This is a genomic window from Enterobacter cloacae complex sp. P16RS2 (assembly GCF_014982155.1).
In the GTDB taxonomy this organism is placed as follows: domain Bacteria; phylum Pseudomonadota; class Gammaproteobacteria; order Enterobacterales; family Enterobacteriaceae; genus Enterobacter; species Enterobacter cloacae_M.
In genome coordinates this window covers 93,108-110,065 of record NZ_JADCKW010000017.1, presented here as the reverse complement: position 1 = coordinate 110,065, position 16,958 = coordinate 93,108, and the positions used below count along the sequence as shown (strand labels likewise).

Genomic DNA, 16,958 nt, shown 5'->3' with positions numbered 1-16,958 from the left:
TAGTGGCGAGTCGGGGTGTCGTACTCAACGTGAGAGGTGTTGATGGTGATACCACGAGCTTTTTCTTCTGGTGCGTTATCGATCTGATCGAATGCACGAGCAGAACCACCGTAGGTTTTTGCCAGAACGGTAGTGATTGCAGCGGTCAGCGTTGTTTTACCATGGTCAACGTGGCCGATAGTACCGACGTTAACGTGCGGTTTTGTACGTTCAAACTTTTCTTTAGACATCGATTGTCCCTCTAAGACACGGATAAATCGGTGATATCACCACATCAACCAGGCGAAATGCCTGAATTGTTGAATACAGTAAAATTGAAACAGAGAGAAACGGGAAGGAGAAGTGAAGTGGTGCTGATACCCAGAGTCGAACTGGGGACCTCACCCTTACCAAGGGTGCGCTCTACCAACTGAGCCATATCAGCACGTATTGGAGCGGGCAGCGGGAATCGAACCCGCATCATCAGCTTGGAAGGCTGAGGTAATAGCCATTATACGATGCCCGCATCCTGAAACTCGGCTACCCAGTTCTTTCTGTAACAAAAAAAGAGATTTCTCTCTTTTTCAGTTTGAGCTGGCTAATTTTTCCAACCAGCTCCGGCGGCATTTACGCTGCCAGAAAGTGGTGGTGGGGGAAGGATTCGAACCTTCGAAGTCTGTGACGGCAGATTTACAGTCTGCTCCCTTTGGCCGCTCGGGAACCCCACCGGACTTGATGGTGCCGACTACCGGAATCGAACTGGTGACCTACTGATTACAAGTCAGTTGCTCTACCTACTGAGCTAAGTCGGCATCAAGTAGCGCGCATTCTATGGATACCTGCGCGGTCATGCAACTAAAAATTTGCATAAAACGTTCTTTCGCTCACATTTTATGCGAAGAGCGTGTCGGACGCTGTAAAAGTAGTCATTTGAGGTCAAATATTCAACATATCATCGTGATTTGCACCGTATTCACCGTAGCGTGACGGCTTCCGCGTAACGCAGCGCTTTCCATCTTTTTTCTTATTATTCCCGTCATCTGGTGTTAACCTCCTGCCCATTGTCCAAAATTAACTGTGTGATGAGCCATGATCCGGCAGTGTGATGCTGGCTCACTGAAGCATGCTTATGAGCAAAAAAGAGCAAACGTTAATGACGCCTTATCTTCACTTTAACCGCAGCCAGTGGGCTGCCCTGCGTGATTCCGTCCCTATGACGCTGACGGAAGGTGAAATCGCACGGTTAAAAGGGATAAACGAAGATCTGTCCCTGGAAGAGGTGGCAGAAATTTATCTCCCCCTCTCTCGCTTGCTTAACTTCTATATCAGCTCGAACCTGCGTCGTCAGGCCGTGCTGGAGCAGTTTCTCGGGACGAACGGTCAACGTATTCCTTATATCATTAGTATTGCAGGCAGCGTGGCCGTGGGTAAAAGTACCACCGCGCGCGTCCTGCAGGCTCTGTTGAGCCGCTGGCCGGAACACCGCAGCGTGGAGCTAATCACCACCGACGGCTTCCTGCACCCGAACGAGGTGTTAAAAGAACGTGGGCTTATGAAGAAGAAGGGCTTCCCGCTCTCTTACGATATGCACCGTCTGGTGAAATTTGTCTCTGACCTGAAATCCGGCGTGCCGCACGTGACTGCGCCAGTCTATTCGCACCTGATCTACGATCGCATCCCGGGTGGGGATAAAACCGTGGTCCAGCCGGACATCCTGATTCTGGAAGGTCTGAACGTGCTGCAGAGCGGGATGGACTATCCTCACGACCCGCATCACGTATTCGTCTCGGATTTCGTCGATTTCTCTATTTATGTCGATGCGCCGGAAGATCTGCTGCAGAACTGGTACATCAACCGCTTCCTGAAGTTCCGCGAAGGGGCGTTCACCGACCCGGACTCCTATTTCCACCATTACGCCCAGCTTTCTGAAGAAGAAGCGATCAATGTGGCGACGGGGCTGTGGAATGAGATCAACTACGTGAACCTCAAAGAGAACATCCTGCCGACGCGCGAGCGTGCGAGCCTGATCCTCACCAAGAGCGAGAAGCACGCCGTCGACCAGATTCGCCTGCGGAAATAATCAATCAGACATAAAAAAAACCGGCTTAACGCCGGTTTTTTTCGTTATGCCTGTGGCTTCTCGCCATTTTCATCCTGATCGACTGCGAAGCAGGCAACCAGCTGGCCGCCATACTCCTTCAGCTGCGGCTGGAGCTGGGTGCACGGACCGAAGCGGCGACTGCAGCGGGCGTTGAATGCACATCCCGGAGGCGGATTCAGCGGGCTTGGCAGTTCACCCGTCAGCTTAATACGCTCACGACGATCGTCCGGGTTCAGACGCGGCGTCGCAGACAGCAGCGCCTGGGTATACGGGTGACGAGGGTTATTAAAGATCTGGTCTTTAGTCCCCTTCTCCACGCAGCGCCCCAGGTACATCACCATCACTTCATCAGCAATATGTTCCACCACCGACAGGTCGTGGGAGATAAACACGTAAGAGAGCCCCAGCTCCTGCTGGAGATCCATCATCAGGTTCAGCACCTGCGCACGCACGGATACGTCGAGCGCGGAGACCGGCTCATCGGCAATCACCACGTCCGGATCGAGCATCAGCCCGCGGGCGATAGCGATACGCTGACGCTGCCCGCCGGAGAACATGTGCGGATAGCGATCGTAATGCTCGGTTTTGAGGCCGACCTTCGCCATCATCGCCAGCGCTTTTTCACGGCGCTGCTCTTTGCTCAGATTACTGTTGATCAGCAGCGGCTCTTCCAGAATCTGCCCCACTTTTTTACGCGGGTTCAAAGAACCATACGGGTTCTGGAACACAATCTGGATTTTCTGGCGGCGCAGCTTCTGCGCCTGCGGATCGTGCTTGAGCAGATCCTGCCCCTGATAATAGAGCTCCCCGCCGGTCGGCACTTCAATCATCGTCAGCAGACGGCCCAGCGTGGATTTGCCGCAGCCTGACTCCCCCACCACCGCCAGCGTTTTACCGCGTTCGAGGTTAAAGGAAACGCCGTCCAGCGCTTTCACCAGGCGTTCAGGGGCAAACAGCCCCTTCTTCACCGGGTAGTATTTTTTCAGGTCGATGGCCTGCAACAGCGGTTGTTGCGTGGTGGCCTGTTGCGTACTCATAGTGTTGGCCTCCCGGCATCATCGAGTGGGTAGTGGCATTTCGACTGACGGCCGTCAGCAAGCTGGTTCAGCTCTGGCTCTTCTGCCCGGCATTTGTCCGTCGCATACGGGCAGCGCGGATTGAGCAGACAGCCCTGCGGACGGTCATATTTACCCGGTACCACACCCGGCAGCGACGCCAGACGCTCTTTGTCCTGGGCAAACTCCGGCAGCGCGCGTAAAAGCGCCTGGGTATACGGGTGACGCGGCGCGCGGAAAATATCGTGTGAATTTCCGGTTTCGACCACCTGACCGGCATACATCACGATGATTTTGTGCGCGGCTTCGGCCACCAGCGCCAGATCGTGCGTAATCAGCACCAGCGCCATATTCTCTTTCTGCTGCAGCTCCAGCAGCAGTTCGATGATTTGCGCCTGAATGGTCACATCCAGCGCCGTCGTCGGTTCATCTGCAATCAGCAGTTTTGGTCGACAGGCAATCGCCATCGCGATCATCACGCGCTGGCTCATCCCACCGGAGAGCTGGTGCGGGTAAACGTCCAGGCGTGATGCCGGGTCAGGAATACCCACCTGGTTCAGCAGGTCGATCGCGCGCTGACGACGGGTTTTCTTATTCCCGCCCTGATGCACCTTAATCGCTTCCATAATCTGGAAACCAACGGTGTAGCAAGGGTTCAGGCTGGTCATGGGATCCTGGAAAATCATCGCCACTTCGGCGCCCACCAGCTGGCGGCGCTGTTTTTCAGAAATGCGCTTCAGATCCTGACCGTTGAACTGCAGGTTTTCCGCCATCACGCGGCCCGGGTAATCAATCAGCCCCATGATCGCCAGTGAGCTCACTGACTTACCGGAACCGGACTCCCCGACAATGCCAACCACTTCGCCCTGATTTACGCTGTAGCTGATGCGGTCCACGGCGCGAAACGGGGTGCCTTCGTCGCCGAAGTGCACCGATAATTTATCTACATTTAATAACGCCATCTCGTGCCTCTTACTGCTTCAGTTTGGGATCAAGCGCATCACGCAGACCATCACCCATCAGGTTAAATGCCAGCACCGTCAGCAGGATTGCCAGACCCGGGAAGGTGACAACCCACCAGGCGCTTTGTGCGAACTGCAACACGTCGGAGAGCATGGTGCCCCACTCCGGTGTTGGCGGCTGCGCACCCATGCCCAGGAAGCCAAGAGCGGCCATATCAAGAATGGCGTTAGAGAAACCGAGCGACGCCTGAACAATCAGCGGCGCAAGGCAGTTTGGGAAGATATTGACGAACATCTGGCGCATCGCACCGGCACCCGCCACGCGAGAGGCGGTGACGTAATCGCGGTTCACTTCTACCAGCACCGCCGCACGGGTTAAACGCACGTAGTGAGGGAGCGCTACGAAGGTCAACGCCAGCGCGGCATTGCCTATCGACGGGCCGAAGATTGCCACCAGCACCAGCGCCAGCAGAAGGCTTGGCAGCGCCAGCATGATGTCGACGATACGCATGATGATGTTATCAACGATACCGCCGAAGTAACCGGCAACCAGGCCGAGTACAACGCCCATGATCAGCGACAGCACAACAACGAGACAGCCGACCAGCAGCGACAGGCGCGCGCCGTACATCAGACGCGACAGCACGTCGCGGCCCACGTCATCGGTACCCAGCAGGTGCGCCAGGCTGCCGCCGTCCTGCCACGCAGGCGGCGCGAGCAGCGCATCGCGGAACTGGTCCGCCGGGTTATACGGTGCGAGGAAATTCGCAAACACCGCAATCAGGATCATGATTACGACATACACCAGCCCTACCACCGCGCCTTTATTGCGCTTGAAGTAGTGCCAGAATTCCTGCAGCGGCGTCATAGGAACCGGTGCAGCGACCACTTTATTTTGAGTGACTTGTGACATGATGGTCCCTTACTTCTTATGACGAATACGCGGGTTCACCACGCCGTACAGCAAATCGACCAGCAGGTTAACGAGGATAATCATCGTCGCGACCAGCAGTACACCGCCCTGCACAACCGGATAGTCACGGCGTTGCAGCGCGTCAATCAGCCAGCGTCCAAGGCCCGGCCAGGAGAAGATGGTTTCGGTCAGGATCGCCCCCGCCAGCAACGTCCCCACCTGGAGACCGATAACGGTCACCACCGGCAGCATGGCATTACGCAGCGCATGGACGATGATGACGCGCATACGCGTCAGGCCCTTTGCTCGCGCGGTGCGGATATAATCCTCACCCAGCACTTCCAGCATCGAAGAACGGGTCATTCGCACGATCACCGCCAGAGGAATGGTGCCCAGCACCATGGCAGGCAGGATCATGTGCGCCATGGCATCAATGAAGTTGCCCTCTTCGCCCCAGATAGCCGTATCAATCAGCATAAAGCCGGTGAGCGGGTTGGAGTCATCCAGGAAGACCATATCACTGACGCGCCCGGAGACCGGTGTCAGGTTAAGCTGCACCGATACCAGCATGATCAGCATCATGCCCCACCAGAAGATAGGCATGGAGTAGCCGGTCAGCGCCAGGCCCACGGCGGTATGGTCAAAAATAGAGCCACGCTTGACGGCAGCCAGTACCCCGACAGGAATACCCACCGCAGTGGCGAAAATCATGGCGCAGACGCCAAGCTCCAGCGTCGCTTTAAAACGCGGCACGAACTCGTCCCACACCGGAAGGCGGCTTTTCAGCGAAATCCCTAAATCACCGTGCAATACGCCCCAGATATAGTGGAGGTACTGCTGCCACATCGGCTTATCGAGACCGAGTTCCGCCAGCAGCTGTGCATGGCGCTCAGGGGAAATACCACGCTCGCCCGCCATAATCATTACCGGGTCGCCGGGGATCATATGGACGAAGGCAAAAGTGAGAAGGGTGATACCGATAAACGTGGGGATAACAAGTCCCAGACGTCGGAGGATGAACTGCAACATAACCCGGATTCTCTCTGATGACGCACGACCAGTGGCGTGACGTCTGTATTGCTCACAAATGTAAATTCCCTCTCCCAGCGGGAGAGGGTTAGGGTGAGGGGATGCATGCACGCCCCTCACCCCTGCCCTCTCCAAAGGGAGAGGGAGAACACCCTACTTATTATTCAACCGATACGTTTTCGAAGTGGTGTTTGCCCAGTGGATCTACCACGTAGCCCTTCACTTCTTTACGCACTGGCTCGTACACGGTGGAGTGAGCAACAATCAGCGCCGGAGCCTGATCGTGCATAACAACCTGAGCCTGCTTGTACAGTTCAATACGTTTGTTGTGATCGTCGGTGGCACGCGCCGGCTGGATCAGATCTTCAAACGGCTTGTAGCACCAGCGAGAGTAGTTAGAACCGTCTTTCGCCGCCGCGCAGCTGAACAGGGTGGCGAAGAAGTTGTCCGGATCCCCGTTGTCACCGGTCCAGCCCATCATTACCGCCTGGTGCTCACCCGCTTTGGCGCGCTTCAGGTACTCGCCCCACTCGTAGGTCACAATCTTGGCCTGAACGCCAACCTTAGCCCAGTCAGCCTGTACCATTTCCGCCATACGGCGTGCGTTCGGGTTGTAAGGACGCTGTACCGGCATCGCCCACAGCTCAACGGTAAAGCCTTTATCCTGGCCAGCTTCTTTCAGCAGCGCTTTCGCTTTCTCAGGATCGTAGGTGTAGTCTTTAACGTCGTCGTTATAACCCCACATGGTTGGTGGGATCAGGTTTTTGGCAGCAACGCCAGCGCCCTGGTAAACCGCCTTGATAATCGCTTCTTTGTTCACCGCGTAGGTCAACGCCTGACGAACCTTCACGTCATCAAACGGTTTCTTCTCGGTGTTGAAGGAGAGATAGCCCACGTTCAGGCCAGCCTGCTCCAGCAGGTTGATATTCTTGTCCTGCTTCATGCGGGCGATATCAGCCGGGTTCGGGTACGGCATCACCTGGCATTCGTTTTTCTGCAGTTTTGCGTAACGCACGGAAGCATCAGGCGTGATGGAGAAGACCAGACGGTCGATCTGCGGCTTGGTGCCCCAATAGCCTTCGAACGCTTTATACAGAATGCGGGAGTCTTTCTGGTACTGCAGCAGCTGGAATGGACCGGTACCGATTGGGTTCAGGTCAACTTTCTCCGGCGTGCCGGCTTTCAGCATGTTGTCCGCGTACTCTTTGGACAGAATTGAGGCGAAGTCCATGGCCAGGTCAGCCAGGAATGGCGCTTCCGGACGCGTCAGCACGAACTGAACCGTTTTATCGTCCACTTTTTTCACTTCAGCGATCAGGTCTGGCAGACCCATCCCTTCGAAGTATTCATAGCTGCCACCAGACACTTTATGGTACGGGTTCTGAGCGTTTTTCTGACGGTCAAAGGAGAACACAACGTCGTCGGCGTTAAAGTCGCGCGTTGGTTTGAAATCTTTGCTGTCCTGCCACTTCACGCCCTGGCGCAGGTGGAAGGTATAGGTTTTGCCGTCTTCGCTGACGTCCCACTTCTCGGCCAGACCCGGAATTACTTCCGTGGTACCGGTTTTGAATTCAACCAGACGGTTATAGATCGGTACAGAGCTTGCGTCGTAAGTCGTACCAGAGGTAAAGAGCTGTGGGTTAAAGCCTTCCGGCGAGCCTTCAGAACAGTAAACCAGGGTTTTTGCCTGTACGCTTGCTGCCACGGTCATAGCCACCAGGCTCAGACCAAGCTTCAGCATCCCTGACTTCTTCAAGGAAATACTCATTATTCTGCTCCAATGTGATGTTTTGCTTTGTTGTGTTACGCCGCCAGACCTTTATTTATTTTTTACCCGGTCCGGTCGGTGATGCCCGAAGGCTTTAAAGGGATGGAGAATCCTTTCAGAAGAGCGTTTGAGTTGCAGCGCAGATCGTCCCTGAAATGCCCCTCATGCCCTACAATCTGTCAACAGAATGTGAAAACGTCAATACAGGTGACGGGGATTTACGCTGAGTGTGAGAAACCGCAAACAAAGATTAAAAAAACTATGCATGCCAGTTTTCAGCAGGGAAATTTATGCTACTCGCTATCTTGCAGCACAAGTCTCTTCATATTTCGCAACAATCAGTGATTAACTTTTATTCAGAATGGGTAAATTTTCTTGCAGAATGGTGATTATCTGAGCACTAAATACCGCGAACGTTAAAACGCACAGCGAAAAATGCTGAGGTTATCCATAAGCAACGCGAAAAAAGATCAATCTATATATAAAAAAATACAATGGATTATGTCACAAAATCGTTAACAGGCAGGGAGAAGCAGGCCTAAGGGGCGTTTTGGATACTCTGGCGGGATAAGATCATAATGCAAAAAGGGCTAACCTTGCGGTTAGCCCTTTTCAGAATGTGGTCGGCGAGAGAGGATTCGAACCTCCGACCCACTGGTCCCAAACCAGTTGCGCTACCAAGCTGCGCTACTCGCCGAATGCGGAGCGCATCTTACTGCTGAGGTGCGCCCCCGTCAATCCCTTATTTTCAAAAAGCCATTCAACTGGCGATATTCTCGCCAGAGCAGCTACTGCGCGGCTTTTACGCTGTTATCAGGGAGTTTACACCAGTTGTTGTTTTCGTTAATCCCACCGTTCGGTGAGGTATAACCGAGACAACCCATAATGGTGTCGTACAGCTCAACGTGACGACGCGGCACCTTCATATCCGCCTCTTTTTTCAGCTGAGCAAACATCTTCGCCTTCTCCGGATTTTCAAGATACTTATCCGACATCCACATGATCATCGGCACGCGGAACTGTTCCGGCGGTGCCAGCTTGCGCGGCGTACCGTGCAGATGCTCTTTCTCATTGATGGATTCACCGTGATCTGCCGCGTAAATCACAATCGCTTTTTTATCGCGCAGCTGGTCGATCACCCGGCTCAGGAAGGTATCCACGTACAGCACCGAGTTGTCGTAGGCGTTGATCAGCTCCTGCTTGCTGCAGTCTTTATTAATGCCCACGCACTCAGGCTGCCACTTCGCGAAATCACGCGTGTAGCGCTGGTAGTAGCTGTAATGCGACCCTTTGGTATGCAGAATAACCAGATGCTTGCCCTGCGGATGGTTCTTGAGGGATTGCGACATCTCTTCCAGCAGCAGCATGTCGTCGACGTTTTTGCCGCGGTTGCGCGGCTCGGCGCCAATCTGCTCGCGGTACGCGATGTTATCTGCCAGCGTGTTGGTGTAGAACCACATCTCACTTTGCATGGCGAACAGGTCAGAGCTAAATCCAAGCTGCTTCAGCACGGCAAACACGTTCTGCTCTTTCAGCGTGCGTTGCGGGTTATCGCTTGCACCGCCTTCACGCACAAACATGCAGCGCAGCGAGAGCTTGGTTGCGGTATCGCAGGAGTAGCCACGGTAGGCCACCAGGTTTTTCTCCTGCGCCAGCTTTGGCGTGGTGTCCCGGTTATAGCCGAGAATGCCCATATGATCCCAGCGCGTCGTTTCGCCGATGACGAAGACGACGTACGTATCATCAATCCCGTCGGCTGGCGGCTGGTAGGTGAATTGTTTCGTTGGATTGATCAGCGACTTCACATCACTGGATTCGTCCGCCTGCGCCCAGGCATACAGACCTAACGCTGACAGCCAGTTGGACGGCAAATACGAGTTTGCCACCACGCCGCCATAGCTTGGCATATCCACGCCCGTCGCTTTTTCAACGCGTTTTTGCTGCGTTTCCATCAGGCGGATTGGCGCCCACACCAGCAGACCGGCCAGCAGGACGACGACGATATTGCGGATCCGCTGTCCACGGGTGCGCAGCTGGCGTAACAGCGTATAGCGGCACGTATTGCTCCAGATAAAGAACAGCGGGATCAGACAGGCTAAAACCGTCCAAACGATAAAGCCTTTCCCTACCACCTCTTTCGAGAGGTCGATATCCGTGGTCATCACCGAGGCAACGATACCGTAACCAATGACCACGTTCATAAAGGTCATGTAATAGCTTGCGGCGGCGGAAATAATCACCACCAGCGAGGCCAAAATTTGCCAGGTACGTCGACCAAAAAGGGACAGGAGGCGTAAGAGGAAGAAGGTCGCGAGAACGGAGCCGAATACTTCAATTGCGGCAAATATACCATTACTTAGGGTAAGGTTTTCAACATACCCTTCCACTCTTCTGAACAGTACCGCGCCATTCAGAAATAATCCGATATAGACAGCCAGCATCAGACACAATCTTTGCTGGGTAAGAGACCTAATGTATTTCATGCAAACAACCCTGGGGGAAGGGGTATAAAGACCCGTCGAATCTCAAAGAGAAAGCGGACAGAGTAAGTAAATGCGTAAGGAAGCGTTATGAGAAACGTCTACAAGCGCGGTAAGTAGACCACAGCGGGAGAGAAAAGTGGCAGCAGAGAGTGTGATCGGTGTAAATTTTTACAAAATATCGAGACGGGAAGCGTCTCGCATAAAGAAAAAAGAGGCCACGGAGGCCTCTTTCATACAGCTTACGCGTGCGCTTCTTTGAATACTTCGCGCTGCGGCTGGCGAATCGTGGTCGAGAGCGCCAGCGAGATAATCAGCAAGGCAAATATGACGCAGAAGGTCACGTAGAAGCCGCCGAACAGGGAGGCAATCAGCGAGCCGCAGATACTGCCGATCCCGAAGCCCAGATAGATAACGCCGTAGTTTTTCGCCAGATTGTTCAGGCCAAAGAACTCGCTCACCAGTGACGGGAAGACGGTAATGGTGCCGCCGAAGTTAAAGGCCACGCAGGCAATCGCCGCAAAGAAGGTGGCTTCATTCAGCGGAGCGAACAGCAGCGCTGCCATACCGACCAGCGAAACCACCTGCCCAATCGTAATCACACGGATGCGGGCAATTTTGTCAGACAGAATGCCGAGCACCAGACGACCGGAGAGGTTGGCTATGGAGATGACCGTCACCGCATTCGCCGCCGTAGCCGCATCCAGCTTCACCATCCCCTGCGCGATATCCTTCGCCACGCCGATAACATACAGACCGCTCATGCAGGCAGTCAGGAACATCACCGCCAGCATCCAGTACTGCGGCTTACGCATTGACTGCGCGAGAGTGAAGTCGTTCTCCACCACGCCGTTAACGGATTTGACCTCCTGCTGCGGCGCATCGGTCATCAGCGTGGCGCCGAACAGAATCATCACCAGCACGATTGCGCCCCAGATCATAAAGGTGTTTTCGAGGCCAACGGACGCCAGCAGATGGGAGTCGATAAATTTGAACCCGAGGCTGCCCAGGCCATAAGAGCCGATGGCGAACGCGGAGATGAGGCCTTTACGCTCCGGGAACCACTTCACGCAGTTCGACAGGGTCAGCAGGTAACCTGCGCCATCGGCCAGACCCACCAGCACGCCGGCGCTCAGCCACAGCATCATCAGGCTGCTGGAATGCGCCGTCAGGAAAAAGCCCAACCCCAGCAGAATGCCGGACGCCATGGTCACGCGCTTCACGCCAAAACGCTCCTGCAGCTTGCCCGCGACGGAAGACGAAATCGCCAGACCCAGGCTCAGCAGACCAAAGGAGAACGCAACCTGGCTGACCGGCGCGCCGAGTTTGTCGGAAAGCGCGCTGTTAAACAGGCTCCAGGTATAGACCGACCCCAGAGCAAACTGGGTGACGATGGTGCCAAAGAGCGTAAGCCAGCGCGTGCGGTTATAAGTTAATGTGTTCATGGCAGTTGTCCTGCAAGAGAAATTGAAGTTCGCTGAGGACAACGATAAACAAAACCTTAATACGCCTGGGGTAAAACGGCATGAAATGCAGGCGGAACGGAATGAAATGCCTGGAATCGGGAATGAATGGCCTGGCCCGGGAATAAAGCGACAACATGTTAGTACCCGCTATCGCTGTAAAGCCCGTGGTTGTTGTATTCGAGATGTTATCGTAACGTTTAAAAAAGTAACAATTCTAGAAATTTGCGCTAACGCCGAGGGTGTATAAAAACTCCTCACCGGTGGTGGTGTGCTCCCCCTGAGCCAGCGACGCATAGGCCGCCATGTGCGTATTAAAAGGAATATCCGTTCCCACGGTGACGTCCATCCAGCTACCGTTTTGGGCAGGGGCTGGCGTTTGCGGCATGCCAAACTGCGATTTCCACTGGTTTTCACCAAACTGCTGGTTATAGCTAATCTGCGCCCACGGACGAAGATCGCCGTACTGGGTATTCACGCGCCACCCCAGCGTGCTGACGCTGGCATGCCAGAGCGGGTCGGTGATTGCCTGCGTCGACGCGCTATCACCAAACTCGTTGATCATCATGGGAGCCGTGCCGTCGTACCGCCACGCCACTACCGGACCGGTGGTGATACGCGCTGAAACCGGAAAATTCCAGCCCACGCTCATCGCCCCCTCCGTCGTGCTGCCAGACGGTATATTCAGGGCAAGACCCGGCGCGTTTTGCGAAGACTGAATACGCTCAGCAAGAATATCCTCATAACGCGGTTGGTGATCCGCGTCCCATGTATAGCGTTCCGCCGTATTATTTTGGGCGTCTGAAACGATATATTCCTGTTGCCAGGCAGACGCGGTATTACAAAAAAACAGGCAGGCTGAAATTCCCACCAGGCCAGAAGCAGCATGGCGACCACTGATTTTTTTTATCATCATCAACGCGACCCCAGAGAGAGCCGAATTCGGCGATATTTGTCGTTATTCAGGAAGAGCTTATAGCCCTGTATTAACTATTGTCTTTATAGTAAACACGTCAAGCCAGTCAGAAAGAAAATTTTGCGAAATCAGTATCAATAAGGGAGATGACGGATGGAACGTTGCGGTTGGGTGAGCCAGGATCAGCTTTATATCGACTATCACGATCGGGAATGGGGCGTGCCGGAAACGGATGGCAAAAAACTCTTTGAGATGATCTGCCTGGAGGGCCAGCAGGCTGGGTTGTCATGGATTACGGTACTGAAGAAACGCGAAAACTACCGTAACGCCTTCCACCAGTTCGATCCTGTCGCCGTCGCCGCGATGACCGATGAAGATGTGGAACGCCTGGTGCAGGACGCCGGTATCATCCGTCATCGCGGTAAGATCCAGGCCATCATCGGCAACGCTCGTGCTTACCTGGCGATGGAACAAAACGGCGAATCGTTCTCAGATTTTGTCTGGACGTTTGTGAACAACGATCCGCAGGTCACCCAGGCCGCCACGCTCGCGGAAATCCCGGCCTCTACCCCGGCCTCGGATGCCCTCTCGAAGGCCCTGAAAAAACGCGGCTTTAAGTTTGTCGGCTCCACCATCTGCTACGCCTTTATGCAGGCCTGTGGCCTGGTCAACGACCACGTTACCGGCTGCTTCTGTCATCCGGGAGGCCATCATGATCCGCAAATGGCAAAGTGAGAATACCGCGCCGCTTCTGAGCCTGTGGCTTGAAAGCACCACGGAAGCGCATCCGTTTATCGAGCCGGGTTACTGGAAAGAGAACGAGGCCATGGTGCGGGACGTTTACCTTCCGTCGGCGGAAACCTGGGTCTGGGAACAGGATGGCGAGCCATACGGATTTATCAGCGTGATGCAGTCTCAGTTTGTCGGCGCGCTGTTTGTCACACCATCATGCATAGGGAAAGGCATCGGGCGCGCGCTGCTGAACCATGTTCAACAGCGCTTCCCGCATTTAACGCTGGAGGTATATCAGAAAAATGTGCGGGCGGTGAATTTCTACCATGCTCAGGGCTTTCGCATTGAAGACAGCGCCTGGCAGGATGACACTCAGCACCCGACGTGGATCATGAGCTGGCAGGCGGATCAAACGCCGTTAAGGTAAGCTCGGGTCCCTGATATTTCTCTACCCAGGCCAGCGCCGTGTTCCCTGCACAACCATTCCCCAGCTTCGAGCTGGGGAGATCTTTGGTCAGCACGTTAACCGCCCCGTTTTTACAGATCCCTCCCTCGGCGGGCTCAAGGTCGGGCCATGCGCCCTGATGAATGCAGATCACGCCCGGTTTAATCCCGTCGCTCACCACCGCCCCTGCCAGCACCTGCCCGCGCGAGTTCCAGACGCGCACCACGTCGCCGTCCGCGATCCCGCGGGCTTTCGCATCAAGGGTATTCAGCGTGATCGGCTCTCGCCCGGCGACCGCATACTGCTCGCGCAGGGAGGTATAGTTAAGCTGGCTGTGCAGGCGGTGCGCGGGATGCGCAGATAACACCTGCAGCTGATCCGGTCGGGCGTTGCCGTGCCATTCGTCCGGTTCGAGCCACATAGGATGCGGCGGGCAGTCAGCATAGCCAAAGCTGGCAATGCGCTCGCTGTAGATCACAATCTTTCCGCTCTCGGTTTTCAGCGGATGGTTCTCCGGATCGCGTCGAAAATCAGCGAAACGGACAAACTGCGCGTTCTGCTCGCTCTCCGGCATTTCAACAATCTGGTTCGCCTCCCAAAACTCAGCGAATGGCGGAAGCGTCACGCCCTGCGCCGCGCCGCGCTGCCCGGCAATCTGGTAGAAGGTCTCCAGCCATTGCAGATCGCTTTTCCCTTCGGTAAAACGCTCGCGACCGCCCGCTTCCCATAGTTCGCTCAGTTCAGCAAACACGTCAAAATCATCACGTGCTTCATCTCGCGGGGCCACTACGCGCTTCATCGGGACCATATGCTGGTTGCTGTAGTCACCGGTCATGGTGAGATCGTTACGCTCAAACGAGGTAGTCGCTGGCAGCACAATATCTGCATGCTTAGCCGAACCGGTCCAGAAGCACTCGGAAATCACCACCAGCTCCGGCTTTTGCCAGGCGCGGATCAGGCGGTTGGTATCCTGATGGTGCGTGAAGTTCGATCCGCCCGCCCACCAGACAAATTTAATGTCCGGGAAGTGGCGGTCCAGACCGTTGTGCTGATAAAAACCGCCGGGGTTTTCCAGGGCTTCAACAATACGCGCCACCGGGATTTTATCCACGGCGTCCACGCCGCCCTGCACCGAGCCTTGCAGAGACGCCAGCACCGCCGCTTTACGCGTCGGGTTACCGCCGTTAGCAAAGTGATAGGAGAGACCAAAACCGCCGCCCGGCGTGCCGATCTGCCCAAGCATCGCGGCAAGCGTTACCAGCATCCAGTGTTTTTGCTCGCCAAACTGCTGACGCTGCATTCCCCAGCCGGACATTAACATCGTGGTATTTTTATAGAACAACGCCGCCAGTTCGCGGAGTTTTTCCGCCGGAACGCCGCAAATCTCTGCTGCCCACTCTGCCGTTTTAGCAACCCCGTCGGTTTTGCCCGTCAGGTAGTCGGCGAATTTATCGAAGCCGGTGGTACAGCGCGTCAGGAATTCAACATCGTGCCAGCCGTTTTCGACCAGCGTATGGGCAATCCCCAGCATCATCGCCACGTCGGTGCCCATATGGGGGGCAATCCACTCTGCGCTGTCACCGAAGAAATCCATGGTTTCAGAGCGCATCGGGTCAATGCAGATGATGCGCTTGCCGCTTTTGCGCAGCGCGTCGAAATACCCGATGCCCTGCTCGTCGCTGGCGTTCCAGGCAATTTTCAGCGTGTTGAGGGGGTTAGCGCTCCAGAGCACCACCACGTCGGTATGTACCAGCACCAGCGGCCAGCTGGTCTGCTGCTGGTATACTTCGTTCCCCCCCACGACGTACGGCATGATCGCCTGCGCCGCGCCGGTGGAGTAATCCCCCAGATGGCCGGTATAGCCTCCCGCCAGGCTCATGTAACGCTGCAGCAGCGTCGAGGCCTTGTGCAGCACGCCGTTAGAACGCCAGCCGTACGACCCGGCGAAAATGGACGACGGGCCGTAGCTGTCGCGAATGCGTTTGTGCTGGGCGTGGATCAGCGCCAGCGCGTCATCCCAGCTCACGCGAACAAACTCATCCTGACCGCGAATCCCCTGTGGCTTATCCGGCGAGGCCAGAAAACCTTTACGCACCATTGGCCAGCGCACGCGCGTTTTGCTGTGTACCTGATCGCGAACGACGGTCTGTAACGAGTTGGGATGTTGGGTTGGCAGTGCCCCGCGGGACGACAGAACATTTTCGCCATCGGTTTCGACCAGCATCGGCCCCCAGTGGGCGGCGGTCAGAATGGTTTTCGTTGAGGTGCTCAAGCGTGCGCTCCTGGTTGCGTGCAGGTTTACGGCCTTCTTTCTGAGGCAGTTTATGGTTTGTCACAAATTTCAGAGTTATACCCGGAATTTTCTCCGTATCTGGACGTCATAATCAACTGCCACGCTCGCCGTGGCAAAGAATAAAAAGGATTAAGGAAAGAAGATGAAAAAACGCGTACTCGTTATTGCCGCTCTGGTGAGCGGTGCCCTGGCTGTTTCTGGCTGCACAACCAACCCTTACACCGGTGAGCGTGAAGCGGGTAAATCCGGCATTGGCGCGGGTATCGGCTCGCTGGTCGGCGCAGGCGTGGGGGCGCTCTCCTCCTCCAAGAAAGACCGCGGCAAAGGCGCGCTGATTGGCGCAGCGGCGGGCGCGGCGCTGGGCGGCGGCGTTGGCTATTACATGGACGTGCAGGAAGCGAAGCTGCGCGACAAAATGAAGGGAACCGGCGTGAGCGTGACGCGCAGCGGCGATAACATCATCCTGAATATGCCGAACAACGTGACCTTCGATAGCAGCAGCGCAACGCTGAAACCAGCAGGCGCAAACACCCTGACCGGCGTGGCGATGGTGCTGAAAGAGTACAATAAAACCGCCGTTAACGTGATTGGCTATACCGACAGTACCGGCAGCCAGGATCTGAACATGCGACTGTCTCAGCAGCGCGCCGATTCCGTGGCCAGCTCGCTGATTACCCAGGGTGTTGAAGCGAACCGTATCCGCACCAGCGGCATGGGCCCTGCCAACCCTATCGCCAGCAACAGCACGGCGGAAGGCAAAGCGCAGAACCGCCGCGTTGAGATTACGTTAAGCCCAATTCAGTAGGTAAAAGCAAAACGGCA

14 protein-coding genes and 5 tRNA genes are annotated in these 16,958 nt (G+C 55.4%); 4 read left to right on the top strand and 15 right to left on the bottom strand.

Annotation, left to right across the window (positions count from 1 at the left end; all coding sequences use genetic code 11):
- The 5 genes from INF68_RS12625 to INF68_RS12605 all read right to left on the bottom strand — a co-directional run.
- On the bottom strand, positions 1-230 hold a 230-nt coding region (locus tag INF68_RS12625; protein WP_032449286.1), incomplete at its 3' end, for a GTP-binding protein.
- A 118-nt stretch (positions 231-348) separates the two neighbouring features.
- Positions 349-424: transfer RNA gene (locus INF68_RS12620), tRNA-Thr, on the bottom strand.
- Positions 425-430: 6 nt separating this feature from the next.
- A tRNA-Gly gene (locus INF68_RS12615) sits at positions 431-505 on the bottom strand.
- Between the two features lie 117 nt (positions 506-622).
- Positions 623-707: transfer RNA gene (locus tag INF68_RS12610), tRNA-Tyr, on the bottom strand.
- 8 nt (positions 708-715) lie between these two features.
- Positions 716-791, bottom strand: a tRNA-Thr gene (locus INF68_RS12605).
- Between the two features lie 317 nt (positions 792-1,108).
- Here INF68_RS12605 and coaA point away from each other — a divergent pair.
- Positions 1,109-2,059, top strand: coding sequence for a type I pantothenate kinase (gene coaA, locus INF68_RS12600; protein WP_021242480.1), 951 nt, complete (start codon positions 1,109-1,111; stop codon positions 2,057-2,059).
- A gap of 44 nt (positions 2,060-2,103) precedes the next feature.
- Here the strand turns inward: coaA and dppF are convergent, their stop codons facing one another.
- The 9 genes from dppF to INF68_RS12555 form a co-directional block, all read right to left on the bottom strand.
- Complete coding sequence (gene dppF / locus INF68_RS12595; RefSeq protein WP_044597339.1) at positions 2,104-3,117, bottom strand: dipeptide ABC transporter ATP-binding subunit DppF; 1,014 nt, start codon at positions 3,115-3,117, stop codon at positions 2,104-2,106.
- The gene (gene dppD, locus INF68_RS12590; RefSeq protein ID WP_126786464.1) at positions 3,114-4,097 is read right to left on the bottom strand and encodes a dipeptide ABC transporter ATP-binding protein; all 984 of its coding nucleotides are present in this window, start codon (positions 4,095-4,097) and stop codon (positions 3,114-3,116) included. Before dppD ends, dppF begins: the two co-directional genes overlap by 4 nt.
- A 10-nt stretch (positions 4,098-4,107) precedes the next feature.
- Positions 4,108-5,010 carry a dipeptide ABC transporter permease DppC gene (dppC, locus tag INF68_RS12585; protein ID WP_023309963.1) on the bottom strand — a complete coding sequence of 301 codons (903 nt, stop codon included), beginning with the start codon at positions 5,008-5,010 and terminating at the stop codon, positions 4,108-4,110.
- Between the two features lie 9 nt (positions 5,011-5,019).
- Positions 5,020-6,039, bottom strand: a complete 1,020-nt coding sequence (dppB, locus tag INF68_RS12580) for a dipeptide ABC transporter permease DppB (RefSeq protein WP_126786465.1) — start codon at positions 6,037-6,039, stop codon at positions 5,020-5,022.
- A gap of 160 nt (positions 6,040-6,199) precedes the next feature.
- Positions 6,200-7,807, bottom strand: coding sequence for a dipeptide ABC transporter periplasmic-binding protein DppA (gene dppA / locus INF68_RS12575; RefSeq protein ID WP_023309961.1), 1,608 nt, complete (start codon positions 7,805-7,807; stop codon positions 6,200-6,202).
- A gap of 620 nt (positions 7,808-8,427) precedes the next feature.
- A tRNA-Pro gene (locus INF68_RS12570) sits at positions 8,428-8,504 on the bottom strand.
- A gap of 91 nt (positions 8,505-8,595) precedes the next feature.
- Entirely contained in the window at positions 8,596-10,290 is a 1,695-nt protein-coding gene (gene eptB, locus INF68_RS12565) for a kdo(2)-lipid A phosphoethanolamine 7''-transferase (RefSeq protein WP_047173778.1), read from the bottom strand.
- A 239-nt stretch (positions 10,291-10,529) separates the two neighbouring features.
- Positions 10,530-11,732 carry an MFS transporter gene (locus tag INF68_RS12560; RefSeq protein ID WP_126786466.1) on the bottom strand — a complete coding sequence of 401 codons (1,203 nt, stop codon included), beginning with the start codon at positions 11,730-11,732 and terminating at the stop codon, positions 10,530-10,532.
- 235 nt (positions 11,733-11,967) lie between these two features.
- Positions 11,968-12,666: an autotransporter domain-containing protein gene (locus INF68_RS12555; protein ID WP_109845846.1), complete on the bottom strand. Its 699-nt coding sequence runs from the start codon at positions 12,664-12,666 to the stop codon at positions 11,968-11,970.
- A gap of 153 nt (positions 12,667-12,819) precedes the next feature.
- Here INF68_RS12555 and tag point away from each other — a divergent pair, with 153 nt between their 5' ends.
- Together tag and INF68_RS12545 are read left to right on the top strand one after the other, a co-directional pair.
- Positions 12,820-13,401, top strand: coding sequence for a DNA-3-methyladenine glycosylase I (tag, locus tag INF68_RS12550; RefSeq protein WP_024909083.1), 582 nt, complete (start codon positions 12,820-12,822; stop codon positions 13,399-13,401).
- Positions 13,379-13,825: an N-acetyltransferase gene (locus INF68_RS12545; RefSeq protein WP_063442047.1), complete on the top strand. Its 447-nt coding sequence runs from the start codon at positions 13,379-13,381 to the stop codon at positions 13,823-13,825. The genes tag and INF68_RS12545 overlap by 23 nt, the downstream gene beginning before the upstream one ends.
- Here the strand turns inward: INF68_RS12545 and INF68_RS12540 are convergent.
- Positions 13,788-16,067 carry a molybdopterin guanine dinucleotide-containing S/N-oxide reductase gene (locus INF68_RS12540; protein ID WP_233441368.1) on the bottom strand — a complete coding sequence of 760 codons (2,280 nt, stop codon included), beginning with the start codon at positions 16,065-16,067 and terminating at the stop codon, positions 13,788-13,790. The two genes, INF68_RS12545 and INF68_RS12540, sit on opposite strands and share 38 nt — an antisense overlap.
- Before the next feature lie 211 nt (positions 16,068-16,278).
- Between INF68_RS12540 and INF68_RS12535 the strand changes: the two genes are divergently transcribed.
- On the top strand, positions 16,279-16,941 hold the full coding sequence (locus tag INF68_RS12535) for an OmpA family lipoprotein (RefSeq protein ID WP_008502762.1): 663 nt from the start codon (positions 16,279-16,281) through the stop codon (positions 16,939-16,941).
- Positions 16,942-16,958: the final 17 nt, after the last annotated feature.